This is a genomic window from Bradyrhizobium sp. th-b2 (assembly GCF_000426785.1).
Lineage (GTDB): Bacteria > Pseudomonadota > Alphaproteobacteria > Rhizobiales > Xanthobacteraceae > Bradyrhizobium > Bradyrhizobium septentrionale.
The window spans coordinates 164,681-190,626 of the sequence record NZ_AUGA01000014.1; the positions used below are offsets into that span (position 1 = coordinate 164,681).

The 25,946-nt window shown below is 65.0% G+C and carries 21 protein-coding genes and 1 pseudogene; 7 read left to right on the plus strand and 15 right to left on the minus strand.

Annotated features, from left to right (window positions below):
• Position 1: 1 nt before the first annotated feature.
• Genes K359_RS0118610 through K359_RS0118630 form a run of 5 tightly spaced genes read right to left on the minus strand, consistent with a single transcriptional unit; the run spans position 2 to position 6,529 of the window.
• The gene (locus tag K359_RS0118610) at positions 2–1,465 is read right to left on the minus strand and encodes a form I ribulose bisphosphate carboxylase large subunit (RefSeq protein WP_029080709.1); all 1,464 of its coding nucleotides are present in this window, start codon (positions 1,463–1,465) and stop codon (positions 2–4) included.
• Positions 1,466–1,495: 30 nt separating this feature from the next.
• Positions 1,496–2,578 carry a class II fructose-bisphosphate aldolase gene (fba, locus tag K359_RS0118615; protein WP_029080710.1) on the minus strand — a complete coding sequence of 361 codons (1,083 nt, stop codon included), beginning with the start codon at positions 2,576–2,578 and terminating at the stop codon, positions 1,496–1,498.
• A gap of 15 nt (positions 2,579–2,593) precedes the next feature.
• Positions 2,594–4,615 carry a transketolase gene (tkt, locus tag K359_RS0118620; RefSeq protein WP_029080711.1) on the minus strand — a complete coding sequence of 674 codons (2,022 nt, stop codon included), beginning with the start codon at positions 4,613–4,615 and terminating at the stop codon, positions 2,594–2,596.
• Positions 4,612–5,487, minus strand: coding sequence for a phosphoribulokinase (locus K359_RS0118625; RefSeq protein ID WP_029080712.1), 876 nt, complete (start codon positions 5,485–5,487; stop codon positions 4,612–4,614). Before K359_RS0118625 ends, tkt begins: the two co-directional genes overlap by 4 nt.
• 10 nt (positions 5,488–5,497) lie before the next feature.
• A complete protein-coding gene (locus K359_RS0118630; RefSeq protein WP_371261167.1) occupies positions 5,498–6,529 on the minus strand; it encodes a class 1 fructose-bisphosphatase in 1,032 nt (343 codons plus the stop codon).
• 152 nt (positions 6,530–6,681) lie between these two features.
• On the opposite strand from K359_RS0118630, the gene K359_RS0118635 reads away from it, so the two are divergent.
• Both K359_RS0118635 and K359_RS0118640 read left to right on the plus strand, forming a co-directional pair.
• The gene (locus tag K359_RS0118635; RefSeq protein ID WP_029080714.1) at positions 6,682–7,608 is read left to right on the plus strand and encodes a LysR family transcriptional regulator; all 927 of its coding nucleotides are present in this window, start codon (positions 6,682–6,684) and stop codon (positions 7,606–7,608) included.
• A 155-nt stretch (positions 7,609–7,763) separates the two neighbouring features.
• Positions 7,764–9,458, plus strand: coding sequence for an ATP-binding protein (locus tag K359_RS0118640; protein ID WP_084518442.1), 1,695 nt, complete (start codon positions 7,764–7,766; stop codon positions 9,456–9,458).
• Positions 9,459–9,479: 21 nt separating this feature from the next.
• Here the strand turns inward: K359_RS0118640 and K359_RS0118645 are convergent, their stop codons facing one another.
• Positions 9,480–9,902, minus strand: coding sequence for a nuclear transport factor 2 family protein (locus K359_RS0118645; protein ID WP_029080716.1), 423 nt, complete (start codon positions 9,900–9,902; stop codon positions 9,480–9,482).
• On the minus strand, positions 9,902–10,624 hold the full coding sequence (locus tag K359_RS52340) for a TetR/AcrR family transcriptional regulator (protein ID WP_051346199.1): 723 nt from the start codon (positions 10,622–10,624) through the stop codon (positions 9,902–9,904). Before K359_RS52340 ends, K359_RS0118645 begins: the two co-directional genes overlap by 1 nt.
• Before the next feature lie 161 nt (positions 10,625–10,785).
• On the opposite strand from K359_RS52340, the gene K359_RS0118655 reads away from it, so the two are divergent.
• Complete coding sequence (locus K359_RS0118655) at positions 10,786–11,973, plus strand: HlyD family secretion protein (RefSeq protein ID WP_029080717.1); 1,188 nt, start codon at positions 10,786–10,788, stop codon at positions 11,971–11,973.
• A gap of 8 nt (positions 11,974–11,981) precedes the next feature.
• Positions 11,982–13,583 carry a DHA2 family efflux MFS transporter permease subunit gene (locus K359_RS0118660; RefSeq protein WP_029080718.1) on the plus strand — a complete coding sequence of 534 codons (1,602 nt, stop codon included), beginning with the start codon at positions 11,982–11,984 and terminating at the stop codon, positions 13,581–13,583.
• 37 nt (positions 13,584–13,620) lie between these two features.
• On the opposite strand, the gene K359_RS0118665 is transcribed toward K359_RS0118660, so the two are convergent.
• The 3 genes from K359_RS0118665 to K359_RS0118675 all read right to left on the minus strand — a co-directional run bounded on the left by K359_RS0118665 (position 13,621) and on the right by K359_RS0118675 (position 16,749).
• Positions 13,621–15,264 (minus strand): benzoate-CoA ligase family protein, encoded by a 1,644-nt coding sequence (locus K359_RS0118665; RefSeq protein WP_029080719.1) that lies wholly within the window; start codon positions 15,262–15,264, stop codon positions 13,621–13,623.
• A gap of 170 nt (positions 15,265–15,434) precedes the next feature.
• Positions 15,435–16,250 carry an alpha/beta hydrolase gene (locus tag K359_RS0118670; protein WP_029080720.1) on the minus strand — a complete coding sequence of 272 codons (816 nt, stop codon included), beginning with the start codon at positions 16,248–16,250 and terminating at the stop codon, positions 15,435–15,437.
• 4 nt (positions 16,251–16,254) lie between these two features.
• Positions 16,255–16,749, minus strand: a complete 495-nt coding sequence (locus tag K359_RS0118675) for a MarR family winged helix-turn-helix transcriptional regulator (RefSeq protein WP_029080721.1) — start codon at positions 16,747–16,749, stop codon at positions 16,255–16,257.
• 293 nt (positions 16,750–17,042) lie between these two features.
• On the opposite strand from K359_RS0118675, the gene K359_RS0118680 reads away from it, so the two are divergent.
• Together K359_RS0118680 and K359_RS0118685 are read left to right on the plus strand one after the other, a co-directional pair.
• Positions 17,043–18,236 (plus strand): ABC transporter substrate-binding protein, encoded by a 1,194-nt coding sequence (locus K359_RS0118680; protein WP_029080722.1) that lies wholly within the window; start codon positions 17,043–17,045, stop codon positions 18,234–18,236.
• An 81-nt stretch (positions 18,237–18,317) separates the two neighbouring features.
• Entirely contained in the window at positions 18,318–18,770 is a 453-nt protein-coding gene (locus K359_RS0118685) for a cupin domain-containing protein (RefSeq protein WP_029080723.1), read from the plus strand.
• Positions 18,771–19,013: 243 nt separating this feature from the next.
• On the opposite strand, the gene K359_RS0118690 is transcribed toward K359_RS0118685, so the two are convergent.
• The 5 genes from K359_RS0118690 to K359_RS0118710 all read right to left on the minus strand — a co-directional run bounded on the left by K359_RS0118690 (position 19,014) and on the right by K359_RS0118710 (position 24,877).
• Positions 19,014–20,255, minus strand: coding sequence for a flavin-dependent oxidoreductase (locus tag K359_RS0118690; RefSeq protein ID WP_029080724.1), 1,242 nt, complete (start codon positions 20,253–20,255; stop codon positions 19,014–19,016).
• Between the two features lie 282 nt (positions 20,256–20,537).
• The gene (locus K359_RS0118695) at positions 20,538–20,933 is read right to left on the minus strand and encodes a RidA family protein (RefSeq protein ID WP_029080725.1); all 396 of its coding nucleotides are present in this window, start codon (positions 20,931–20,933) and stop codon (positions 20,538–20,540) included.
• A 1-nt stretch (position 20,934) separates the two neighbouring features.
• The gene (locus K359_RS0118700; protein WP_029080726.1) at positions 20,935–21,774 is read right to left on the minus strand and encodes an enoyl-CoA hydratase family protein; all 840 of its coding nucleotides are present in this window, start codon (positions 21,772–21,774) and stop codon (positions 20,935–20,937) included.
• Positions 21,775–21,785: 11 nt separating this feature from the next.
• Entirely contained in the window at positions 21,786–22,565 is a 780-nt protein-coding gene (locus K359_RS0118705; RefSeq protein ID WP_029080727.1) for an SDR family NAD(P)-dependent oxidoreductase, read from the minus strand.
• Complete coding sequence (locus K359_RS0118710; protein ID WP_029080728.1) at positions 22,562–24,877, minus strand: bifunctional salicylyl-CoA 5-hydroxylase/oxidoreductase; 2,316 nt, start codon at positions 24,875–24,877, stop codon at positions 22,562–22,564. The genes K359_RS0118705 and K359_RS0118710 overlap by 4 nt, the downstream gene beginning before the upstream one ends.
• Positions 24,878–25,410: 533 nt before the next feature.
• Between K359_RS0118710 and K359_RS52345 the strand changes: the two are divergent.
• A pseudogene (locus K359_RS52345) lies at positions 25,411–25,946 on the plus strand (IS5 family transposase); the annotation flags it as partial.

Sequence of the window (25,946 nt, forward strand, 5' to 3'; positions counted from 1 at the left end):
GTCAAACCGCCAAGCTCGGCGTGGGAACGAAATCGGGGGCATCCGTCGACTCATAGTTGAAGGTGACGTCCTTCCAGACATCGAGCGCCTCGCGCAGCGGCGTGCAGGTCTGCGCCGCCTTGGCCAGGATCTCCGGTCCTTCATGGACGTAGTCGCGCCCCTCGTTGCGGGCGAGGACCATCGCTTCCAGCGCGACGCGGTTGGCGATCGCGCCGGCCTGGATGCCGCGGGGGTGGCCGATCGTGCCGCCGCCGAACTGCAGCACGACGTCCTCACCGAGCAGATCGAGCAGCTGGTGCATCTGGCCCGCATGAATGCCGCCGGAGGCCACCGGCATCAGCTTGTTGAGGCTCGCCCAGTTCTGATCGAAGAACACGCCGTGCTCGAGCTGCATCGGATTGAAGTCCTCGCGGCAGATGTCGTAGTAGCCGCGCGTGGTGTTCGGATCGCCTTCGAGCTTGCCGACCACCGTGCCGGCATGAATATGATCGACGCCGGCCAGCCGCATCCACTTCGCGATCACCCGGAACGAGACGCCGTGGCTGCGCTGCCGCGTATAGGTGGAGTGGCCGGCGCGGTGCAGATGCAGGATCATGTTGTTCCTGCGCGCCCACTTCGCCATCGACTGGATCGCGGTGTAGCCGATCACAAGATCGATCATGACGATGTTGGAGCCGAGCTCGTGGGCATATTCGGCGCGCTCGTACATATCCTCCATGGTCGCCGCGGTGACGTTGAGATAAGTGCCCTTGATCTCGCCGGTGGCGGCCTGGGCGCGATTGACCGCCTCCATGCAGTACAGGAAGCGCTCACGCCAGTGCATGAAGGGCTGCGAGTTGATGTTCTCGTCGTCCTTGGTGAAGTCGAGCCCGCCTCTCAAGGCTTCATAGACAACACGGCCGTAGTTGCGGCCGGACAGGCCGAGCTTCGGCTTCACGGTGGCGCCGAGCAACGGACGGCCGAACTTGTCGAGCCGCTCGCGCTCCACCACGATGCCAGTTGCCGGGCCCTGGAATGTCTTCACATAGGCGACGGGCAGCCGCATATCCTCGAGCCGCAGCGCCTTCAGCGGCTTGAAGCCGAACACGTTGCCGATGATCGACGCCGTCAGGTTCGAGATCGAGCCCGGCTCGAACAAATCGAGGTCGTAGGCGATATAGGCGAAGTAGCTGCCCGGCGAGTTCGGCACCGGATCGACGCGATAGCACTTCGCCCGGTATTTCTCCGCGGCGGTCAGCCGGTCGGTCCACACTACGGTCCAGGTCGCGGTCGAGGATTCGCCCGCCACCGCCGCGCAGGCCTCGGTCGGATCGACGCCGTCCTGCGGCGTGACGCGGAACAGCGCGATCACGTCGGTGTCCTTGGGCTCGTAGTTCGGCTCCCAATAGCCCATCCGCTTGTATTCCATCACGCCGGACTTGTAGCGATCCTTGCCACGCACCGTGATCGACTGCTGAATATTCATCAAAATCTCCTGTCGTTCGCCGCCATTTGCTCAGGCGGCCTGGGTCATCTTTCCAATCTGCGGATCGAGCGCGCCGGCGCGGTAGCGACGGGCCATCTCGGGCAGTGCCACCACCTTGATCCGGGCGGCATTGCCGGCCGTGCCGAATTGCTCGAAGCGGTCACGGCAGAGTTCGCGCAGCGCATCCATCGCGGGCTTCAGGAATTTGCGCGGATCGAACTCGCTCTTCGACTGCACCGCGACCTTGCGGAAGGCCGCGGCCATCGCCAGCCGGCAATCGGTGTCGATGTTGACCTTGCGCACGCCGTGCTTGATGCCGCGGACGATCTCCTCGACCGGCACGCCCCAGGTCTGCGGCATCTCGCCGCCGAACTGGTTGAACATATCCTGCAGCGGCTGCGGCACCGAGGACGAGCCATGCATCACGAGGTGCGTGTTCGGCAGCCGGGTGTGGATCTCCTCGACCACGCGCATCGCCAGGATCTCGCCGTCGGGGCGGCGCGTGAACTTGTAGGCGCCGTGCGAAGTGCCCATCGCGATCGCCAGCGCATCGACCTTGGTGACGCGGACAAAATCGACCGCCTGGTCGGGATCGGTGAGCAGCTGGTCATGGCTCAGCTTGCCTTCGACGCCGTGACCGTCCTCCTGCTCGCCGCCGCCATGTTCGAGCGAGCCGAGCACGCCGAGTTCGCCTTCGACCGACGCACCGACCCAGTGCGCCATCTCGACCACCCGGCGGGTGATATCGACATTGTAGTCGTAGTCGGCCGCGGTCTTGGCGTCGGCTTTCAGCGAGCCGTCCATCATGACCGAGGTGAAGCCGTAGCGGATCGCGGTGGCGCAGGTCGCCTCCTCGTTGCCGTGGTCGAGATGCAGGCAGAGCGGGATCTGCGGATACATCTCCTCCAGCGCGTCGATCATCTTCGCCAGCATGATGTCGTTGGCATAGGACCGCGCGCCGCGCGAGGCCTGGATGATAACCGGCGCATCGCAGGCGGCCGCCGCCTCCATGATGGCGAGGCCCTGCTCCATATTGTTGATGTTGAAGGCCGGCACGCCGTAGCCGCGTTCGGCGGCGTGGTCCAGCAATTGCCTCAGTGTGATCCGCGCCATAATGGCGTCCTCCTTTCAATTCGCTCGTTGCTTGAGTTGCTTTGCCGCCGCGGCAACTGCCGCAGGCGTGATGCCGAATTCGCGGTAGAGCACGTCGGCCGGCGCGGAGGCACCGAAGCCGGTCATGCCGACGAACGCCCCGTCGTCGCCGAGCCAGCGCGCCCAGTCGCCTTCGACTGCGGCCTCCACACCGACGCGCGGGGCGTCGCCCAGCACCTTGGCGCGATAGCCGCTCGGCTGCTGGCGGAACAGCTCGAAGCACGGGGCCGAGACGACCGCGGCCTGTACTCCGTCTTCCGCCAGCAGCTTTGCGGCTTCGAGCGCGATCGCCACCTCCGAACCCGTTGCAATCAGGGTGACGTCACGCCCGAAGGCCGGCTCGACGAGAACGTAGGCGCCGAGCGCGACCTGGTTGTCCTTGATATCGTCGCGGACCGTCGGCAGCGCCTGCCGCGACAGGCAGAGGATCGACGGCGAGGTCTCCGCCTTCAACGCGCAGTCCCAGGCTTCCGCCGTCTCCACTGCATCGACGGGGCGGAACACCAGCAGGTTCGGGATCGCCCGCAGCGCCGCCAGATGCTCGACCGGCTGATGCGTCGGCCCGTCTTCGCCGAGCCCGATCGAATCGTGGGTCATCACATGGATGACGCGGATCCCCATCAGCGCCGCAAGACGGATTGCCGGCCGGCTGTAATCGGCGAAGCTGAGAAAGGTGCCGCCATAGGGAATGAACCCGCCATGCAGCGCGATGCCGTTCATCGCCGCGGCCATGCCGTGCTCGCGGATGCCATAATGGATATAGCTGCCGTCGAGCGTCTCCGGCCGCACCGAAACCTGCGACTTCGCCAGCGTGAGGTTGGAGTGCGTGAGGTCGGCGGAGCCGCCCAGCAGGTTCGGCAAGGCCTCGGCGATGACGTCGATGACCTGCTGCGAGGCCTGCCGCGTGGCGAGCTTCGGCCGCTCGGTCGCAAACCGTTCCACAAGCTTGGCCATCGCCTTGGTATAGGCGCAGGGCAATTTCCGGTTCAGCGCGTCGTGGAACGCAGACCGCACGCCCGTGTCGGCCTTGCAGGCGCTGCGCGAGCGCTCGATCCAGGCCCGCCGCGCGTCGCGGCCGCGGCCGCCGAGCTCGCGCCACTCGGCCAGCACCGCGTCGGGGATTTCGAATGCCGGATACGGCCAGCGCAGCGCGCTGCGGGTCTTCGCCACCTCATCGGTGCCGAGCGGCGCGCCATGCACTTTCTCACTGCCCTGCCGGTTCGGCGCACCGAACCCGATCACGGTGCGGCAGGCGATCAGCGACGGACGATCGCTCGACCGCGCCTGCCTGATCGCTGCAGAGATGGCCTGCGGATCGTGGCCGTCGATGCGGCAGACGTTCCAGCCGCTGGCCCCAAACCGCGCCGTCTGGTCGTCCGAGCAGGACAGCGAGGTGGCGCCGTCGATCGAGATGTGGTTGTCGTCGAACAGCACGATCAGCCGGTTCAGCCGCAAATGGCCGGCGAGCGAGATCGCCTCATGGCTGAGGCCCTCCATCAGGCAGCCATCGCCGGCGATCACATAGGTGTAATGGTCGACCAGCTCGTCGCCAAAGCGGGCGTTTATCAAGCGCTCGGCGAGCGCCATGCCGACCGCGGTCGCAATCCCCTGCCCGAGCGGCCCGGTCGTGGTCTCGACCCCCGGCGTGTGCCCGTATTCGGGATGGCCCGGGGTTTTCGATCCCCACTGCCTGAAGGCCTTGAGCTGATCGAGCGTCATGCTCTCGTAGCCCGTCAAATAGAGCAGCGCGTAGAGCAGCATCGAGCCGTGACCTGCCGACAGCACGAAGCGGTCGCGGTCGGGCCAGGCCGGATCGGCCGGGTCGAACTTCAGGAAGTCGGTGAACAGCACGGTCGCGACATCGGCCATACCCATCGGCATGCCGGGATGGCCGGATTTCGCCTGTTCCACCGCGTCGATGGTGAGGAAGCGGATGGCGTTGGCCATCTCGTCATGGCTGACGTCGGGCCGGTTGGCAACGGACGCAAGTGCGGTCATATCGTTCGCCTCTTTCGTTCGATCAGTTGCAGGATCAGCGGGGTGAGGATGAGCTGCATCGCCAGGTCCAGCTTGGCGCCATGAATCACGATCGAGTTGGCGCGCGACATGAAGCTGTTCGGGATCATCGAGAGCAGATAGGGAAAATCGATGCCGCGCGGGTTCTTCAGCCGGATCACGACCATCGATTCATCCGGCGTCGGGATCCAGCGCGCGATGAACGGATTCGATGTATCGACCGTCGGCACACGCTGGAAATTGATGTCGGTTTCGCTGAACTGCGGGCAGATGTAGTTCACATAGTCAGGCATGCGGCGCAGGATGGTGTCGGTCACGGCCTCAGTGGAGTAGCCGCGATGGCTGCGATCGCGATGCAGCTTCTGGATCCATTCGAGATTGATGACCGGCACGACGCCGATCTTGAGGTCAGCGTGCTGCGCGACGTTCACCTTGTCGGTGACCACGGCGCCATGCAGGCCCTCATAGAACAGCAGGTCGGAATTCTCCGGCAGCGGCTCCCACTTGGTGAAGGTGCCGGGCTTGGCGCCGTAGAGTCGGGATTCCTCTTCGTCGTGGACATAGTGCCGCGTCGTTCCGGTGCCGGTCTCGGCATAGTCGCTGAACAGCTTCTCCAGTTCCTCGAACAAATTGGTCTCGGGGCTGAAATGGCTGAAATGCTTGTCGCCGCGCTCGGCCTTCTCCAGCATCTGGCTGCGCATCTCGGCGCGGTCGTAGCGGTGGAATGCGTCGCCCTCGATGTAGGCCGCGACCACATTCTCGCGGCGGAAGATGTTCTCGAACGTCTTCTTCACCGAGGTGGTGCCGGCGCCCGAGGAGCCGGTGATCGAGATGATGGGATGTCGACGAGACATGCGCTCCCCCTCAGCGGAACAGGCCGCGCCGCGCGAACAGCGGGGCATCGCTGCTCTCGAACAACGGCTCGACGGTCAGGTGGATCGCATCGACGTCGCGCACGGCGCGCGCCGATCCCATGATCAGGGGCACGCGCTGATGCGGCGTACGTGCCGAGAGTTCGAGAATGCGCGACCGCCCGCTCGACGCGGCGCCGCCCGCCCATTCCATGATCAGCGCGATCGGATGCGCCTCATACAGCAGGCGCAGCCGGCCTTCGCGGTAGCCCTGGCGCGCATCCGCCGGATACAGGAACACGCCGCCGCGCATCAAGATGCGGTAGGCTTCCGCCACCAGCGAGCCGATCCAGCGCATGTTGTAGTCCCGCCCGCGCTCGCCGTTCACCCCGGCGAGGCACTCGTCGATGTAGCTGCGCACCGGGCCGCTCCAGTGCCGCCGGTTCGAGGCATTGATGGCGAACTCCGAGGCATCCTGCGGCACCCGCAGGTCACGCGCCGTCAGCACGAACTCGCCGGTTCGCGGGTCCAGCGTGAAGCAGTCGACGCACTGGTCGAGCGCCAGCACCAGCACGGTCTGCGGACCGTAGATGAAGCAGCCGGCGGCACACTGCGCCGTGCCGGGCTCGAAGAAGGTCGAGATGAGGTCGTTTCCCTTGGGCCGGATCGAGAAGATCGTGCCGATCGAGATATTGTTTTCGAGATTCGCGGATCCATCGAGCGGATCGATCGCGACACAGAGCGGCGCATCGGGATCGAGCGTCTCCGGCAGCTCGACCTCCTCCGACAGCACCGCGGCGACCGGCGCAGTGCGCAGCGCGTCGCGCATCAGGCGGTCGGCGACGATGTCGATGGTCTTCTGGCGATCGCCGTCGGGATTGACGCCGCCGCTCTCCCCGCCGATCCCGGCGAGCGATCCGGCGGCGATGATGCGCGAGAGCTCGATCGCGGCACCGGCAAGGGCTTCGATCACCGCAACGGTCGCGGCACGCAACGGGTTGTGCTGCGTCGGCCACTCCAGATGGGCATGCAATGCAGGACGAATCTCCACCGGCCTCTCCCTTTGATCGCCCTCTGTCCCGAGGTGTCGAGAGGCGACCACAGGGAGTCGCCTTCGCCGTATCAACGCGCGATTTGCCGAATTAGGGAAATTTTATTATCTTTGGTCCGGGCAAAGTATTTCTTATGGAGCTTGTCGTGGCCGGGAACTTCTCGCGGGACCTCACCATCCGCCAGCTGCGTGCGCTGTCCACCGTGCACGGCGCCGGCTCGATCACGTCGGCGGCCAACCAGCTCAACCTGACGCAGCCGGCGGTGACGCTGCAGCTCCGCAACCTGCAGGCGCTCGCGGGATTGCCGCTGATCCAGCGCACCGGCGACGGCATGGCGCTGACCGATGCCGGCGCGCATGTGTTGACGCTGGTCGAGCGGATCGAGGCGGCGCTCAAGGACTGCGAGCAGTCGCTCGACATGATCGCAGGCCGCAGCGGCGGCCGCGTCGCGATGGGCGCGGTCTCGACCGCGAAATACTTCGTGCCGTTCGCGATCGCGGCGTTCTCGCGCCGCTTTCCCAAGATCGAGGTCACGCTCAGGATCGGCAACCGCGAGGAGATCCGCGACGCGCTGCGCGGCTACGATCTCGACATCGCGGTGATGGGCCGGCCGCCGGCCGATGTCGAGGTCGAGATGAAGCCGCTCGGCCGGCATCCGCACTTCATCATCGCCGCGCCCGATCATCGGCTGGCGCGGCGACGGCACGTCGCCACATCGGAGCTCGCCAACGAGACCTTCATCACCCGCGAGCAGGGATCGGGCACGCGGATGCTGATGCAGCAATATTTCGAGCGGGTCGGACTGGAGCCGAAGCTCGGCATGGCGATGGACAGCAACGAGACCATCAAGCAGGCCGTCATGGCCGGGCTCGGCATCGCCTTCATCTCCCAGCACACGGTGTTCCACGAACTCGAGGACGGCCGGCTGGTGGTGCTCAAGGTGAAGGGCCTGCCGATCGTCAGGCAGTGGCACGCAATCAGGCGCGTCGACAAGATCCTGCTGCCGCCCGCGCAGGCCATGCTGGACTTCCTCGGCAAGGAGGGCTGGCGCTATCTGCCGAATTCGCGCTAGTGCCGCGCGTTGCCGCGATGCACGCGCGATCGAGAAAAACGAGGTGGCGCCGTATGTTAGGCATTGAAGTTCCGCGAGGCGCATGTCACATCTTGAGTGCGGCCACCTGACCGTATCCCCCAAGGGAGGATGAACTGCAGAACCAGTCCCCGCCGATGCCTGACTTCAAGGCGTTATTCGAGGCGGCGCCCGGCCTCTATCTGGTGCTGACCCAGCCCGACTTCCGCATCGTGGCAGTAAGCGACGCCTATCTGCGTGCCACCAAGACCGAGCGCGCCGCGATCCTTGGGCGCGGGCTGTTCGAGGTCTTTCCCGATAATCCGGACGATCCGGCCGCCGACGGCGTGCGGAACCTGCGCGCCTCGCTCGAGCGCGTGGTGCAGTTCCGCCGCCCCGACACCATGTCGGTGCAGAAATACGATATCCGCAAGCCCGACTCGGAGGGCGGCGGCTTCGAGGAACGTTACTGGAGCCCGCGCAATTCGCCGGTGCTCGGGCCGAGCGGGCAGTTCACCTACATCATCCATCGGGTCGAGGACGTCACCAGCTTCATCCAGTTGAAGCAGCGCGGCGTCGAGCAGGACAAGCTGACAGACCTGCTGCGCGAGCGCACCGAGCAGATGGAAGCGGAAATCTTCATGCGCGCCCGCGAGGTCGAGGCCGCCCGCGAACAGCTCGAAGCCGAGCAGAAGCTGCGCCAGGTGCAGAAGATGGAGGCTGTCGGGCACCTCACCGGCGGCATCGCGCACGACTTCAACAACATCCTGACCGTCATCACTGGCCTGATCGACATCCTCGCCGAGGCCGTGGAGCACGATGCCGCGCTTTCATCAGTGACGAAAATGATCAGCGACGCGGCATTTCGCGGCGCCGAGGTGACCAAGCATTTGCTGGCGTTCTCGCGGCAGCAACCGCTGCAACCGCGTGAAGCTGACCTCAACACGCTGGTGCAGGACACCGCGCGGCTGCTGCGCCCCTCGCTCGGCGAGCAGATCGAAATCGATACCGCGCTCGAGCCCGACGCCTGGCCGGCCTTCATCGACCCCAACCACATGTCGACCGCGCTGCTCAATCTCGCCCTCAATGCCCGCGATGCGATGCCCGATGGCGGCAAGCTGATGCTGGAGACCAGCAACGTCATCCTCGACGAGGTTTATGCCGCCGCCAATCTCGATGCGCGGGCGGGCGAATATGTGATGGTCGCGGTCAGCGACACCGGCGCCGGCATCCCGGAGGGGATCCGCGAAAAAGTGTTCGAACCGTTCTTCACCACCAAGGACACCGGCAAGGGCACCGGGCTTGGGCTCAGCATGGTCTACGGCTTCATCAAGCAGTCCGACGGCCACCTCAAGATCTATTCCGAAGAGGGCCACGGCACGTCGATCAAGCTCTATCTGCCGCGCAGCAGCGGCGACATGGTCGACGTCGAGCCGGCTCCTCTGGTCGACACGCGGGGCGGCCAGGAATCCATCCTGGTCGTCGAGGACGATCCGCTGGTCCGCAACTACGTCAGCGCCCAGCTAGAGCAGCTTGGCTACCACACGATGGTCACCGCCAACGGCCCGGAAGCGTTGGCTGCAGTCGAAAACGGGTTCGTCTGCGACGTGCTGTTCACCGATGTCATCATGTCCGGCGGCATGAACGGCCGGCAGGTGGCCGATGCCGTGATCGCGAAGCTGCCGTCAGTGCGCGTGCTCTTCACGTCCGGCTACACCGAGGACGCGATCATCCATCACGGCCGTCTCGACCCTGATGTGACGCTGTTGCCGAAGCCCTATCGCAAATCCGATCTGGCCCGGATGATCCGCCAGGTGCTGGCCCAGCCGCCTGCATCGGCGGCGGCCAAGTAACGCCAAAGTAGCGCGGCCTGCTCAAGGCCCGAAGCTCGAGCGGCTCTGGATCTTCCAGGCGCCGTCGAGCAGGCTCAGCACGTAAAGCGAATCGTAGACCCCGATGATCGATCCGTCATCGCGATAACGCGTGTAGCGAACGGCGTAATGGGCTTTCGCCGGCGAGGACTGCACGAGCGTCGTCTCGTTCCATGCGCTGTGGTGCCAGCCGTCCTGTTTGCGCAGCCGCTCGAACAGGTCCATCGGATTGCTGCCGCCCTGCTGATAGACCGTGACCACGCCGCCCGCGATCCGCACATGCGGGAAGTGCATCAGCGCATCCATGGCTGCGGCGTCGTAGCGATTGAGCGCCGCCATCCAGCGCGTCAGCACGTCCTGGCATTTGGCCTGGTCGTCGCGCGAAATCTGCGCCTCGACGGTGTAGGTCGGCACCGGCTCCGGCATCACGCGTCTCCACTCTGCTTGCTGGTCTGGCCGGCCGGCACCGCGCATCCTGACAGGAAGAGCGCCGCGCAGGCCCTGGCGCGCGCCTCGATCTCGCTGCGTGCCGGCGGCGGCTTGTGCCCGAACATGACGTCGCGCTGCGGCTTGAACACGAGCATGCCGAGCAGCATGCCGGCGGCAGTCTCGGCATCGTCCAATACGATCCGCCCCCGCCTCTGCTGCACGCCAAGCCAATTCGCCAGCGCGGCGACGGTGCGCTGCATGGCCTTTTCGTAGAAGGTCTCGGCAATGTCGGGGAATTTGTCGCTCTCGGCCAGGATGATCCGTTGCAGCGCGATCACCTCGCCATCGAGAATGAGCTCGGCGCAGCTCAGCAAGGCGGCCTCCAGCGCCGCCGCAATATTGCGGCCGTCGCAGGCGCCGAGATTCACGATGGACAGGAACCGGTCCACCCTGTCCGTCACCATGCCTTCGAACAGCGTGAGCTTGGTCGGGATCAGCCGATAGAGTGTCTTGGTGGAGACGCCGGCGCGGCAGGCCACGTCGGCGATGTTGGCCGCAGCGAAGCCACGTTCCGAGAACTCACGCCGCGCGGCCTCATAGATCAGCGCGCGCGTCTCGTCATCGGAACGAAGCTGCGGCCGCCCGCGGCCGCGCCGCTCCGGTGCCGCCGCGCTTTGTCCTGCCTGAGGTCCTGCCTGACCTTTGCCGTTTCCGTTCATCGGTCGATCCGAGCCATGCTTTTAGATGATGCCTGTCATTCTATTGACAGCCCCAATATGGGCGCTATTTTGGAAAATATCAAGTTTCCTAATTAACCCGCCGGCCGCCGCTGAAATCGGCAAGATTTTACAACGGGATAGAACGGATCAGGAGCGCCGCCATGAGCCAGCATGAGACATCATTCAAGGCCGAGAGCCAGGTTCCGGCCGAGACCGCCAAGCAGTTGATCACACCTCCGGTGGCCGGGAAGGCCCCTGCCGCCAAAGGCAAGCTTCGCCGTCTGCTGCTGACCGGCGCAGCTCTCGCCCTTGTCGCGGGCGGCGTCTGGTATGGCTGGGATTACTGGACGGTCGGCCGCTTTCAGATCTCGACCGACGACGCCTATGTGAAGGCCGACAACACGACCATCGCGCCCAAGGTCTCCGGCTATCTCAGCGCGGTGCTGGTCGGCGACAATGAGCGCGTGCACGCCGGCCAGATGCTGGCGCGGATCGATGAGCGCGATTTCAAGGTCGCGCTCGATCAGTCGAAGGCCGACGTCGCCGCCGCTGAAGCTGCGATCACCAGCAAGCGCGCGCAGCTCGACGTGCAGCATTCCGTGATCGAAGCGGCCCGTGCGACGCTCGATGTCGACACCGCAACGCAGACTTTCGCCGAGCAGGAGAACAAGCGCTACACCGACCTCGCCGGCACCGGCTACGGCAGCGTGCAGAACGCGCAGCAGGCGCAGTCGCGCTACGCCAGCGCGCAGGCGGCGATCGCTCGGGACACCGCGAACCTCGCCTCCGCCCAGCGCCAGGTGGAACTGCTCAAGGCCGACATCGCCCAGGCGGTCGCGGCGTTGGGACGGGCCACCGCCCTGCAACACCAGGCAGAGCTCAATCTCAGCTACACCACCATCACCGCGCCGATTGACGGCGTGGTCGGCAACCGCACGCTGCGCACCGGCCAGTACGTCCAGGCCGGCACGCAGCTGATGTCGCTGGTGCCGGCCACCGGCGCCTATGTGATCGCGAACTACAAGGAGACGCAGCTCACCAATGTCCGCAAGGGCCAGCCGGTCGAGATCGAGGTCGACATGTTCCCCGGTCAGGTCGTGCGCGGCCATGTCGACAGCCTCGCGCCCGCCAGCGGTCAGGAATTCGCGCTGCTGCCGCCTGACAACGCCACCGGCAACTTCACCAAGGTGGTGCAGCGCATCCCGGTGAAGATCGTGCTTGACGCAACTTCCGTCGACCTGCGGCCGGGCATGTCCGTGATCCCGTCCATCGCGACGCTTTCACATCCTGCCGAGGACGCTCCGCACGCCAAGGCCACCCCGAAACTCGCTGTCGCCTCGTTCAAATAGGTGATGTCATGTCCGACCTCGCGCTCTCCTCCCCCGCGCCCCGCGCCGCGGCCGTCGATCCGAACCGCGCCAGCGTGACCGTCTGGATTTCGATCCTGGCAGCCATGATCGGCGCCTTCATGGCGATCCTGAACATCCAGATCACCAACGCTTCGCTGCTCAACATCGAGGGCGGCATCGGCACCGGCGTCGACAATGGCTCCTGGATCTCGACCTCATACCTGATCGGCGAGATCGTGGTGATCCCGCTGACCGACTATCTCAGCCGCGTGTTCTCGTTCCGCAAGATCATGATCGTACACGCCACGCTGTTCGCGATCTTTTCGGTCGCCTGTGCCTTCACCCACGACCTGCCGTCGATGATCGCGATGCGCGGCCTGCAGGGCTACTTCGGCGGCGTGCTGATCCCGATGGCGTTCACGCTGGTGTTCACCAAGCTGCCGAAGCCGCAGCAGCCGATTGGGCTGGCGATGTTCGCGCTCGCCGTGACCTTTGCCCCGGCGATCGGCCCAACCATCGGCGGCTACCTCACCGAGAACTATGGCTGGCAGACCATCTTCTTCGTCAACGTGATCCCGACCGCGGTGATGGTCATCACGCTCTATTTCACGCTCGAACGCCAGCCGATGCAGCTGCATCTGCTCCGCGAGGGCGACTGGCTCGGCATCATCACGATGGCGATCGGCCTGTCGTCGCTGCAGGCCGTGCTCGAGGAAGGCAACAAGGACGACTGGTTCGGCTCGCCCTTCATCGTCAAGCTCGCGGTGATCGCAGCCGTCAGCCTGACCTTGTTCGTCTGGATCGAGCTTGTGGTCGAGAAGCCGCTGCTCCGGCTGCGGCTCCTGACCCAGCGCAGCTTCGGCTTTGGCACAATCTCGTCAGTGTTCGTCGGCTTCGCGCTGTTCGGATCGGTCTACCTGCTGCCCGCCTATCTCGGCCAGGTGCAGCGCTACAATGCCGAGCAGATCGGCCAGGTGCTGGCCTGGACCGGCCTGCCGCAGCTGATCCTGATCCCACTGGTGCCGATGCTGATGCAGCGCTTCGATGCCCGCCTGATCGCGTTCACCGGCATGGCGCTGTTCGCGGTCTCCTCTTTCATGAACATTCAGATGTCGCTCGACTATTCCGGCGACCAGTTCTTCTTCCCGAACATCGTCCGCGCCGTCGGCCAGGCGATTACGTTGGCGCCGTTGTCCGCGATCAGCCTCGGCAGCGTCGCGCCGCAGGATGCACCGGCAGCCTCCGGCATCTCCAACATGATGCGCAACCTCGGTGGTGCGATCGGCACGGCGCTGCTCGCGACCATCGTCACCAAGCGCGAGCAGTTCCACTCCAACATCATCGGCCAGTCCGTCCATCTCGGCCGTGAGGAGGTGCGCACCAGGATCGCCGAGATCACCAACTACTTCCTCAGCCACGGCATCTCGGACCCCGCCACCGCACACAGCCAGGCGATCGTGGCGATCGGCAATATCGTGAAACGCCAGGCGCTGGTGCTCGGCTTCAGTGATGCGTTTGCTGTGATCGGGGTCGTGCTGGTGCTGGCCGCGATCGCGATCGTTCTGACCGGCAAGCCGAAGAGCGCGGCAGGCGGCGCCGGCGCGCATTGAACTCTCGAGGGCGGCGGCCGCGGCCGTCGCCCTGCTCTCAACTAGCCTCTCGCAGCTTGAAGCGCTGGATCTTTCCGGTCTGGGTCTTCGGCAGCGCATCGACAAAGGCGATCGCGCGGGGATATTTGTACGGCGCGATCGTCGCCTTGACGTGATCCTGCAACAACTTGACCTCGATATCGTCGTTGCGGGCGCCCTGCTTCAGCACAATGAAGGCGGAGACGATCTGTCCCCGTTCCTCGTCGGGCGCGCCGACCACGGCACACTCTGCGACATCGGGATGCCCGAGCAGCGCGGCCTCGACCTCGGGACCTGCGATGTTGTAGCCGGCCGAGATGATCATGTCGTCAGCACGCGCCACAAACGACAGCCGGCCGTTCTCGTCGCTGACGAAGGCGTCACCGGTGATGTTCCAGCCGCCGCGGACATATTTGGTCTGCCTGGTATCAGCGAGATAGCGGCAGCCAGTCGGGCCGCGAACCGCCAGCTTGCCGACCTGGCCCGGCGGCAGCTCGTTCATGTCTTCGTCGACGATCCTGGCCTGGTAGCCGGTGACAGGCGTGCCAGTGGTGCCGCCGACCGCGCTGCCCGTGCGATTGGTGATGAAGATGTGCAGCAGCTCCGTGCTGCCGATGCCGTCGAGGATCGGCTTGCCGGTCTTCGTCGTCCAGCTCTCGAACACCGGCGCCGGCAGCGTTTCGCCGGCCGAGACCGCGAGCCGCAGCGACGACAGATCGGCGCCCTTGTCCATCGCGGCCATCATCGCACGATAGGCGGTCGGTGCGGTGAAGCAGATCGTCGCCTTGTAGGTTTCGATGATCCTGACCATCTCGCTCGGCGCCGCGTTCTCCAGCAGCGTCGCGGTGGCACCGAAGCGCAGCGGGAAGATCGCGAGCCCCCCTAGGCCGAAGGTAAAGGCAAGCGGCGGCGAGCCGACGAACACATCGTCGGGCGTCACCTTGAGCACTTCCCTGGCATAGCCGTCCGCCACGATCAGGAGGTCGCGGTGGAAGTGCATCGTCGCCTTGGGTTCGCCTGTCGTGCCCGACGTGAAGCCGAGCAGCGCGACATCGTCGCGACCCGTTTTGACCGCATCGAACTTCACCGGCTTGTTCAGCGCGATCCGGTCGAGCTCGGCATCGTGGTTTTGGGTGCCGTCGAAATTGACGACCTGCTTGAGGAATTTGCTGGTCTTGGCGCAGGCCACAAGTTCGTCCGCGATACGGCTGTCGGTCAGCGCCAGCGCAATCTCGGCCTTGTCGACGATCTTGGCCAGTTCGCCCGCGCGCAGCATCGGCATGGTATTGACGACGACGGCGCCCGCTTTGGTCGCCCCGAGCCAGGCCGCGACCAGCGCCGGGTTATTGCCCGAGCGGATCAGGACGCGATTGCCGGGCTTGACGCCGTAATTTTCCACCAGCGCATGCGCCAAGCGGTTCGACCAGTCGGTCAATTCCTTGTAGGTGCGCTGACGTCCGTTGCCGATCAGCGCGATGCGATCGCCCATGCCCTGCTCGACGATGCGGTCGGTCAGCTCGACTGCGGCGTTGAGATAGTCGGGATAGCTGAATTCAGGCCGATCGAGCAGCAGCTGCGGCCATTGCTCGACTGGCGGCAGGTTGCGCCGTGCGAAATCGTCAACATGCCCGGATGGGCCGAGCCCGGGAAATTCACCTGACATTCGATTGCCCCTCGCTTTCCATCCAGAAAGGCCAAGATCTTGTCCACCAAGACCAATATCGAGAAGATCGAGGACGCCCGGCAGCGTTCCAATCGCCAATCATTTTATACTTAAAATAATTTGGCGCAAGGGTGGAAATGGCGTGGAAATAGCCGCGCCCCTCCCGAGCCTCAGATCTGTGTGAGCTGCTTCAGCCGCGCGACCATCGTCGATCCCGGGTCGGCAAGCGGTGCGATCGCAGTGAAATGATTGGCATCGGGCACGACGCCGTAGCGCGTCGCCACGCCCGCCTTGCCCCAGGCATCGACAATGGTCCGGCTCTGCCGGTGATATTCGGCACTCTCGTTGCCGCCGACGACGGCGTCGAGCGTCAAGCCCGCAGGCGCTTTCCAGAACAGCGGGCTCGCCGCTCTTGCCGCAGCGCCATCGTGGCCGAGTGCCTTGTTGATGGAGGTGCCGACCAGCGGCTCGAGCTCGAACAGGCCGGAGATCGCGTAAGCAGCCCTGACCAGGTTGTTCGGCAGCGACGCATCGTAGGCCGGCCAATCGGTCGCCAGCATGCATGCGGCAAGATGTCCGCCCGCGGAATGTCCCGACACGACCAGCGGCCGGCCGAGCTTCGCCAGTTCGCGTGACGCCGCGCGCATCTCCTCGATGATATCGCCGACCGAGACGTCGGGGCAGAGATCGTAGCTAGGCACTGCCACACTGATGCCGTGGCCATTGAGGCCGCGCGCGCAGTGGCTCGATGACGAACCGTCGAGCGCCTGCCAGTAGCCGCCATGGATGAAGACGACGAGTGGCCCGTCACGATCGGCTTCGAACAGGTCGATGACGTTGCGGCTGCCCGGACCATAGCTCAGCCGCCGCGGCGGGTGCTGCTCGCGATAGGCCGCGGAGTCCCTCGCCCAGCCGGCCATCAGCGCCGGATTCTCCGGCACCCGCGCCCGGTTGTTGTACTCGACCTCGTAATCGAGCCCGGTCACAGCGCTACGCGGTCCTCGCCTTGGCGGAGCGCTGCGCCGAGCCCTTGGCCTTGGCGAGCAGCCGCATCAGTTCGCGGATGTCCTTCGGCGAGAGGTCGCCGAAGATGTCGGCGATCCATTTCTCGTGCTCGGCTGCCATCTTACGGAATTCCGCTCGGCCGAGCTTAGTCAGCCGGATGAACTGGACGCGGCGGTCCGTCTCCGAGGTGCGGCGATCGAGATGGCCTGATTCGACCAGGCGCTCGACCAGTCCGGTGACGTTGCCGTTCGACACCATCATCCGCTTCGACAGATCCGACAGCGTCATGCCGTCGGATACCTTGTCGAGCTGGGCCATCAGGTCGAAGCGCGGCAGCGTGACGTCGAACTTCTCGCGCAGCTGGCTGCGCACCTCGCCTTCGATCAGCGTGGTGCAGGTCAGCAGCCGCAGCCACAGCCTGAGCTCGGTGCCGTGATCGTCGGGCAGTTCGACGGCTTTGGTTTCGGAATCAAGGATCATGCGGCGATCGCGCCTCTACAGCGAGTTCCGGTCGGACCGATTGCTTTGAGCTTCAAGCAATTCGCGGCGCCCCGCAAGGACAAATGCGAATCTTGCCTGCTACATCAGGCCGATCCTGCAATTTCTTTAAACTTCAAGCAATTGGCGCGGCGCTTGCATGTGCGGCGTGTGCATGCTGCGCGACGATCGCCTTGACGCGATGCCACATCGCTTGCAGCGGTCGCGCGCGTCAGACTAAGCTAAGGCCAAACAAGTTGAAGCCGAGGCACCAAGCCAGTGGTTGGGGGAGTGAGATGAAGCAATTGACGAAGCTCGCGGGATTGGCGGCGCTGCTGGGTATTGCGGTCAGCCCGGCGGCCGCGCAGGAGAAGATCAAGATCGGCGTGCTGGTGACGACCTCGGGGCCGGCCGCCGCGCTCGGCCAGCAGGTCCGCGACGGCTGGCTCGGCCAGCAGGTCCGCGACGGCTTTGCGCTTGCGATCAAGGATCTCGGCGGCAAGATGGCCGGCCGCGATGTCGAGATCGTCAACGCCGACGACGAGCTCAAGCCCGACGGCGCCGTGGTCAAGGTGCGCGGCCTGCTCGAGCGCGACAAGGTCGATTTCGTGGTCGGCCCGATTTTCTCCAATATTCTGCAGGCGATCCACCGACCGGTCACCGACAGCAAGACCTTCCTGATCAGCCCGAATGCCGGCCCCTCCAGCTACGCCGGCAAGGAGTGCAACCCGTTCTTCTATGTGACGTCGTACCAGAACGATCAGGTGCACGAGATCCTCGGCAAGGTGGCGCAGGACCGCGGCTACAAGCGCGTCTATTTGCTGGTGCCGAACTATCAGGCCGGCCGCGACTCCGTCGCCGGCTTCAAGCTCGATTACAAGGGCGAGGTCGTCGAGGAATCCTACACGCCGCTTAACACGCTGGATTTCCAGCCCGAGCTCTCCAAGATCGCCTCGCTGAAGCCGGACGCGCTGTTCACCTTCATGCCGGGCGGCATGGGCGTGAACCTCGTGAAGCAGTACAAGCAGGCCGGCGCCACCGTGCCGGTGCTCTCCGCCTTCACCGTCGACGAATCCACTCTCCCTGCGCAGCAGGACGCCGCGGTCGGCATGTTCGGCGGCGCGAACTGGGCGCCCAACCTCGACAATGTCAGGAGCAAGAAGTTCGTCGCGGCCTATGAGGCGGCCTACAACGGCGTGCCCGGCACCTATGCGATGCAGGCCTATGACGCGGCGCTCCTGATCGACAGCGCGGTCAAGGCGGTGAAGGGCGACCTCTCCAACAAGGACGCGGTCGCGGCGGCACTGAAGAAGGCCGACTTCACCTCGCTGCGCGGTAACTTCAAGTTCAACACCAACGGCTATCCGATCCAGGATTTCTACCTCACCAAGGTCGCGAAGCGGCCGGACGGCAAATTCCAGACCGAGATCGTCGAAAAGGTGTTCTCGAACTACGGCGACCGCTACGCCAAGGACTGCGCCGCCAAGTAAGACACTCAAAGCGTTTTCAAGCGAAGTGGACACCGGTTCGCGTGAAGAAAACGCGCCAAACAAAGCGAGGGAAACATGACGATGAAAGACGAGATCGCCGGCATCACCCGCGCCAATGAAGGCATCCAGGGCATCTCCTGGAGCATCCTTGGCCAGACCTACGTGCCGAAGACGCGTAGCGAGCATTCCTTCTCCTGGCACGCCACCTTCCCGCCGGGCACCTTCGTCCCTCCGCATATCCATCCCGATCAGGACGAGTACCTCTACATCCTCGAGGGCAAGCTCGACTTCATGCTCGACGGCGCCGATGAATCCGCCACGCCTGGTGACCTAGTACGCCTGCCGATGGGCAAGCCGCACGGCATCTTCAACAAGTCGCAGCAGCCGGCCAAGACGCTGTTCTGGGTGTCACCGACCCGCAGGCTCTACGACCTGTTCTGGGCGATCCACAACATGAAGGAACAGAACCCGGATGACGTGGTGCGGCTCGCCGCCGAGCACAACATCCACTTCCTGCCGCCGCCTCCGGCGTAAGCCTCTCCTTTGGCGCTATTGCTGCGCCACCACGCGCGCGGCAAAGCCGGCCTCTCTCCGTCATCCTGAGGAGCCGCGAAGCGGCGTCTCGAAGGATGCACGGCCCGGCTGGTGGCCGTCGACCCTTCGAGACGGCCGCGTTGCGGCCTCCTCAGGGTGACGGATAGGGTGTTGCGTCTCCACCAGGAGGGTCAACGATCCGAACCGGGCTTGGGAGCGTCGTCCTCCTTCAGCAGTCCCCCGCTACTGCCGCGCCACCACGCGCGCGGCAAAGCCGGCCTTCGCGGCATAGCCGCGCACGATCGCCTCGCGCGCCTCGTAATTGAGGATGGTGTCGACGTCGGTAAACCCCTGCGGCGCGAGCTGCTCGACGGCGTCGATCACGCCCTCGGGCCCGCCGCGGCGGTTGGAGGCGACGATGTCGGCGGTCATCGGCAGCCGCTGCCGGTCATAGCCGGCCAGCGCCTGGCGCGGATGTTCGGCCCGCGCCAGCGCATCAGCAAGGCAGCGCGCATCGAGAATGGCCTGTGAGGCGCCGTTCGAGCCGACCGGATACATCGGATGCGCAGCGTCGCCGAGCAGCGTGACGCGGCCGCTCGACCAGTACGGCAGCGGATCGCGGTCGCAGCACGGGTACTCCCAGAACTCCGGCGTCGCGTTGATCAGGCCGGTGAAGTCGACCTGCGGGATCGTGAAACCAGTGACGTAAGGCATCATCTCGTCGCGCCGGCCGAGATTGGACCAGCCCTCGCGGCGCGGCGGCGGCGAAGAGCCGTCGCCGATCCGCACCAGCACCGCCCAGTTGGTGAGACGGCTCGCCGGGCTCGAGCCCGGCGCGACCGGATAGATCACGGCCTTGGCGTTCAGCCCGCCGGCGATGATCATCGACCGCCCGGTCAGGAAGGCCGGCCAATCGGTGGCGCCGCGCCACAGCATTAGCCCGTTCCAGCACGGCCCGCCCTCATCCGGAAACAGCATCTCGCGCACCTTGGAGTGGATACCGTCGGCGCCGATCAGGATATCGCCGCGCGCGGTGTGCACATGGCTGCCACTTCGATCGAAGAAATGGGCCGAGACGCCGCCCTCGTCCTGCGTGAACGAGCCGAGCCGGCAGCCGGTGCGGATCGCATCCGCGCCAAGACGGTCGATCACGGCCTGATGGATCACGCCCTGAAGGCGGCCGCGATGAACAGAGAATTGCGGCACATCGTGCCCGGCGTCGAGCCCGCGTTTCTCGTGCCAGACCTGCTGGCCGTGCCGCGTTAGGTAGAACAGCTCATAGGTGCGGATCGCGACGTCGTCGAGCTTGTCGAGCAGGCCAAGCCCCGCCAGTTCGCGGATCGCATGCGGCAATGTGTTGATGCCGACGCCGAGTTCGCGGATCGTTTCCGACTGCTCATACAGCTCGCAAGCGATGCCGCGCGAGCGCAGCATCAGCGCAGTGGTGAGGCCTCCGATTCCGCCTCCGACGATAATCACCTTCATCGTCCTTTACTCCACTCACAACAGGACGTTTTTGTAGCTGCGCCTAGGGTCGCACGCCCGCTTGTCTGGCCGCAAGCGGGTTTGCCGCCGCGAGCCTTGGCCAATCCACGCTGTTTCGCCTTAGGATTAACATTGGCTCAGCAGATCCCCTTCCTTCACCGTCACCCTGAGGAGCCGCGAAGCGGCGTCTCGAAGGGTCGACGGCCACCAGCCGGGCCGTGCATCCTTCGAGACGCGCGTTCCGCGCTCCTCAGGATGACGGACTACCCTAGGCCTTTCCGATCAATCCGGCACCACCGCGATGGCCTGGATCTCCACCTTGGCGCGGTCCTCGATCAGGCCGGCAACCTGCACCGCCGTCATCGCCGGAAAGCTCCGGCCGATGACGTCGCGATAGACGACGCCGATCTCCTTCAGCCGCGCGGAATATTCCTTGCGGTCGAGGAGGTACCAGGTCATCGACACGATGTGCTCGGGCCCGGCCCCGCCGGCGGCGGCGACCGCGACGATGTTGCGCAGGGTCTGGGCGATCTGCGCCACGAGATCGTCGGTCTCGAACACGCATTGCCCGTTCCAGCCGATCTGGCCCGCGATGAAGATCTGCTTGCCGCGCGCGGCCATGCCGTTGGCGTAGCCGATCGGCTTCGCCCATCCGTCCGGTTGCAGGATCTCGATCATCTCAATTGCCCTCGAAGGCGGGTTTCTGCTTGGCGGCGAAGGCCTCGAAGGCGCGGCGGAAATCACCCGTCACCATGCAGATCGCCTGCGCCTGCGCTTCCGACTCGATCATCTCGTCGACGCCCATCGCCCATTCCTGGTTGAACATCGTCTTCGTCACGCCATGCGCGAACCACGGTCCATCGGCGAGCGAGCGCGCCAGTTCGTGCGCGGCGCCGGCAAGCTCCGCCGGCGGCACCAGGCGATTGTGAAAGCCCCATGTGAAACCTTCCTCGGCGCTCATCGCCCGGCCGGTGTAGAGCAGATCGGCAGCATGGCCCTGCCCGATCACACGCGGAAGCAATCCGCACGCGCCCATGTCGGCGCCGGCCAGGCCGACCCGGGTGAACAGGAATGCGGTCTTGGCCTGCGGCGTCGCCAGCCGCAGGTCGGACGCCAGCGCCAGCATGGCGCCGGCGCCGGCGCAGATGCCGTCGATCGCGGCAACGATGATCTGGGGGCATTTGCGCATCGCCCGCACCACCTCGCCGGTCATCCGGGTGAAGGCGAGCAGGTCCGGCATCGCCATCCGCGTCAACGGCTCGATGATCTCGAACACGTCGCCGCCGGAGCAGAAATTGCCCTCGGCGCCAGTCAGCACGATGGCGCGGACATCGGAGGCATATTTGAGATTGGTGAAGAGGTCGCGCAGCTCCTCGTAGGACTCGAAGGTCAGCGGGTTCTTCTTGTCCGGCCCGTTCAGCGTGATGGTGGCGACACGGCCGCTCACATCGGTGGACCAGCGGAAGTGCTTCGCGGGATAATCCTTGAACGGCCGGAGCTTTGCTTTCATCTCGGACATGATCTGTTCCTTCACCCGGTAAGGACTTCGCCGCCGGCGACCGCCACGGCTTGTCCGTTGATTGACGATGCAGCCTCGGACGCCAGCCAGAGGATGCTGTCGGCGACCTCCTCCGGCGTGACCAGCCGCTGCATTGGATTGACTTTTGCCAGCGTCGCGCGCGCCTCCTGCTCGCTGCGGCCGGTCTTGGCGACGATGTTCGCGGCGGCATCCGCCACCAACGGCGTATCGGTGTAGCCAGGGCAGACCGCATTCACGGTCACGCCGCGCCGCGCATATTCCAGCGCCAACGAACGCGTGAAGCCGATGACACCGTGCTTGGCCGCGACATAGGCCGAGACATAGGCGTAACCGGTCAGGCCCGCGGTCGAGGCCACGTTGATCACGCGCCCGCGGCCGCGCTGCGCCATCCCTGGCAGCACCGCCTGCGTCACCAAGAACACGCTGGAGAGATTGCTTGCCAGCATATCGGCCCACAGCGCCGCATTCGTCTTGTCGAACGGCGCGCTGGCGGCCTTGCCGGCATTGTTGACGAGGATATCGATCGGGCCGGCCGCGGCTTCGATCTGCGCGACACCCTTGGTCACCGCCGCTTCATCGGTCACGTCGATCGCGACAACCGCGCCCGTGTTCTTGCCGAGCAAGGCCGCCGTCGCCTTCAGCGCGTCGATCCGGCGCCCGGCGATACTAACGCGGACGCCGGCCTTCGCCAGTGCAATCGCGGTCGCGGCGCCGATCCCGGAACCGGCACCGGTGACCAGCGCATGCGCATTGGGCCAGAACCGGGTCATGGCTTCACTCCTGCGGATGCGCGCTCGAGATTGGCTTCGTATTGCGACTTGCCCGACTGATACTGCTTCGGCCAGGCGATCTGCTTGACGCCGATCTTCGCGGCCTCGTGCAGCGTCCAGGCCGGATCGGCGAGATGCGGCCGCGCAATGGCGCAGAGATCGGCGCGGCCGGCGGCGATGATCGAATTGGCATGGTCCGCTTCCGAGATCGCACCGACCGCGATGGTGGCGATGCCGACCTCGTTGCGGATCTTGTCGGCGAACGGCGTCTGGTAGAGCCGGCCATAGACCGGATGGTCGTCGGCCCAGACCTGGCCTGAGGAGCAGTCGATCAGATCCGCACCCGCTTTCTTGAACAGCTTTGCGAATTCGAGCGCATCCTCGGGCGTGTTGCCACCCTCGGCCCAGTCGTGACACGACAGGCGGACCGACATCGGCTTGTCGTCCGGCCATACCGCGCGGATGGCGCGGAACACCTCCAGCGGATAACGCGCGCGGTTCGCGATTGATCCGCCATACGCGTCGGTGCGGCGGTTGGTCAGCGGCGAGAGGAAGCTCGACAGCAGATAGCCGTGGGCGCAGTGCAGCTCCAGAATATCGAAGCCCGCGCTTGCGGCGCGCCTGGCCGCCGCGACGAACTGCTCGCGCACCTCGTCCATCTCGGCGCGGCTCATCGGCTCCGGCACCTGGCCGTCGGGCAGGTAAGGCACCGACGAGGCCGACACCAGCGGCCAGTTGTGCTCAGGCAGCGGCTCGTCCATGCCCTCCCAGGCAACCCGGGTCGAGCCCTTGCGGCCGGCATGGCCGAGCTGGATGCCGATCTTGGCCCCCGAATTGCGATGCACGAAGTCGACGATGCGCTTGTACGCCGCGGCCTGTTCGTCGTTCCACAGCCCGCAGCATCCGGGCGTGATCCGCGCCTCCGGCGAGACGCAGGTCATCTCGGTGAACAACAGGCCGGCGCCGCCGAGCGCGCGGGAGCCGAAATGCACCAGATGAAAATCGTTCGGGACGCCCTCCTCGGCCGAATACATCGCCATCGGCGAGACGATGATCCGGTTGGTGAGCGACAGGCCGCGAATCTGGAAAGGCGTCAGCATCGGCGGCGTGACGCGCTCGTTGGTGGCAGGCACGCCGCTCCGCTCCGCGAACCAGCGCTCATAGCCTTCGAGCCACGCCTTGTCGCGCAGCCTCAAGTTCTCGTGGCTGATGCGCTGCGAGCGGGTCAGCAGCGAATACATGAACTGCTCCGGCTCCAGCGTATCAGCATAGCGCGAGCCGACCACCTCGAACCATTCCATCGCGTTGCGCGCGGCGTTCTGGATCCGCGCCACGTCGACCCGGCGCAGCTCTTCATACGCCTTCAGCACCGCCGGAATGCTGTCCCTGACAGCGCCGTGGATCTTGAACTGGTTGGTGAGCTCGATCGCGTCCTCCAGCGCGAGCTTGGTTCCCGAGCCGATCGCGAAATGCGCGGTGTGGGCGGCATCACCCATCAGCACGACCTGGCTGCTGCCGTTGAACGCGGTCCATTTGCCGCAGATCAGCCGCGGGAACGACAGCCAGGCCGAGCCACGCAGATGCCGCGCATTGGAGACCAGATGATGGCCCTCAAGAATCTCGGCGAACACGTTCTCGCAGAACGCGATGGAGTCGCCCTGCTCCATCTTGTCGAGGCCGTGGGCGAGATACGCCTCCTCGGTGGTCTCGACGATGAAGGTCGCCGCGCCCTCCTCGAATTTGTAGATGTGCGCCTGGAACCAGCCGTGCTCGGTCTTGCGGAAGTCGAACGTGAAGGCGTCGAACGGCCTGACGGTGCCGAGCCAGATATAGCGGTTCGGCCGCATCAGCATGTCGGGCTGGAAGGTCTCGGCGTACTTGGTGCGGACCTTTGAGTTCACGCCGTCGCACGCCACGATCAGATCGGCGTCGGGAAACTCGAGATCGGAATTGACCTCGCGCTCGAAGATCAGCTCGACGCCGAGTTCCTCGGCCCGCGCCTGCAGGATGTTGAGCAGCCGCTTGCGGCCGATACCGACGAAGCCGTGGCCGGTGGTGCGCATCCGCCGGCCCTTGATCAGGACCTCGATGTCATCCCAATGGTTGAAGGCCTGCTCGATCTTGTCAGCGGTGACCGGGTCCCATTTGCGCATGTTGTCCATGGTCGCATCCGAGAACACCACGCCGAACCCGAAGGTGTCGTAGGGCCGGTTGCGCTCGACCACGGAAATGACGTGCGCGGGATCAAGCATCTTCATCAGGATGCCGAAGTAGAGCCCGGCCGGCCCGCCTCCAATGCAAACGATGCGCATGGCGTTCTCCCGTTGGCTTCGGCGGGTTGGGGGCATTTCTCCAGCGAGCCGATGCCGGATATTATTTTATACTTAAAATAATTGTCAAGGGCGGATGCTGCCGTCCTACAGCCGTCGTCCCGGCGAAGGCCGGGACCCATAACCACAGGGTCGTGTTGTTGAAATGAGCTGTGGCCCCAGCGTCGCACGACGATAACCATTCGTGGTTATGGGTCCCGGGTCGCGCTGCGCTTGCCCGGGACGACATCGAATATGAGCGCCGCCGGCAAACATGTATCGACATTCTCCGCGGCGCAATGCGCCCGAGATTTGCGTCCTGGGATTGACAGCTTTCGCTGATTTGCCTGTCGGGTTAGTTTGTCGCAGCTTTCCCGACATCATTCCGGGTGCTGTAGGGCGGATTAGCCGAAGGCGTAATCCGCCGTTCGCGACGGCACGAGAAGATGGCGGATTACGCTGCGCTAGGTGGTGTGGACTCTAGGGATTCCTTTTTAGGAGCAAATCAGATTCAAAGCTGCTTTTGGGAGGCAGTCTTGGGTGTGATGGAGCGGTTGGTTTTGAGCGATGCGGCGTGGGAGCGGATGGCGCCGCTGATCATCGGTCGGCCTGACCAGAAGGGCTCAACGGGACGCGACAACCGGATGTTTGTGGAAGGCGTACTTTGGATCGTGCGCACAGGCTCTCCCTGGCGTGACCTTCCGGAGGCGTTCGGCGACTGGAACAGCGTGTTCCGGCGCTTTAGCCGGTGGAGCATCAAGGGAGTTTGGGCACGGATTTTCGAGGCGATGTCGACGATCCGGACTTCGAATATCTGATCGTCGACTCCACCATCGTCCGGGCGCATCAGCACGCCGCCGGAGCGAAAAAAGGGGGTCTGAAGATCAAGCGCTCGGCCGCTCGCGCGGCGGCCTGAGCACCAAGATACATCTGGCCGTCCGAGGCCTGGGATGCCCGGTGCGGTTCACGCTGACCGCAGGCCAGAAGGGCGACGCGCCGCAAGCTGCCGAACTGATCGAGGGATTGCCTGCCGAGGTCGTTATGGCTGATACGGCCTACGACGCCGATCATT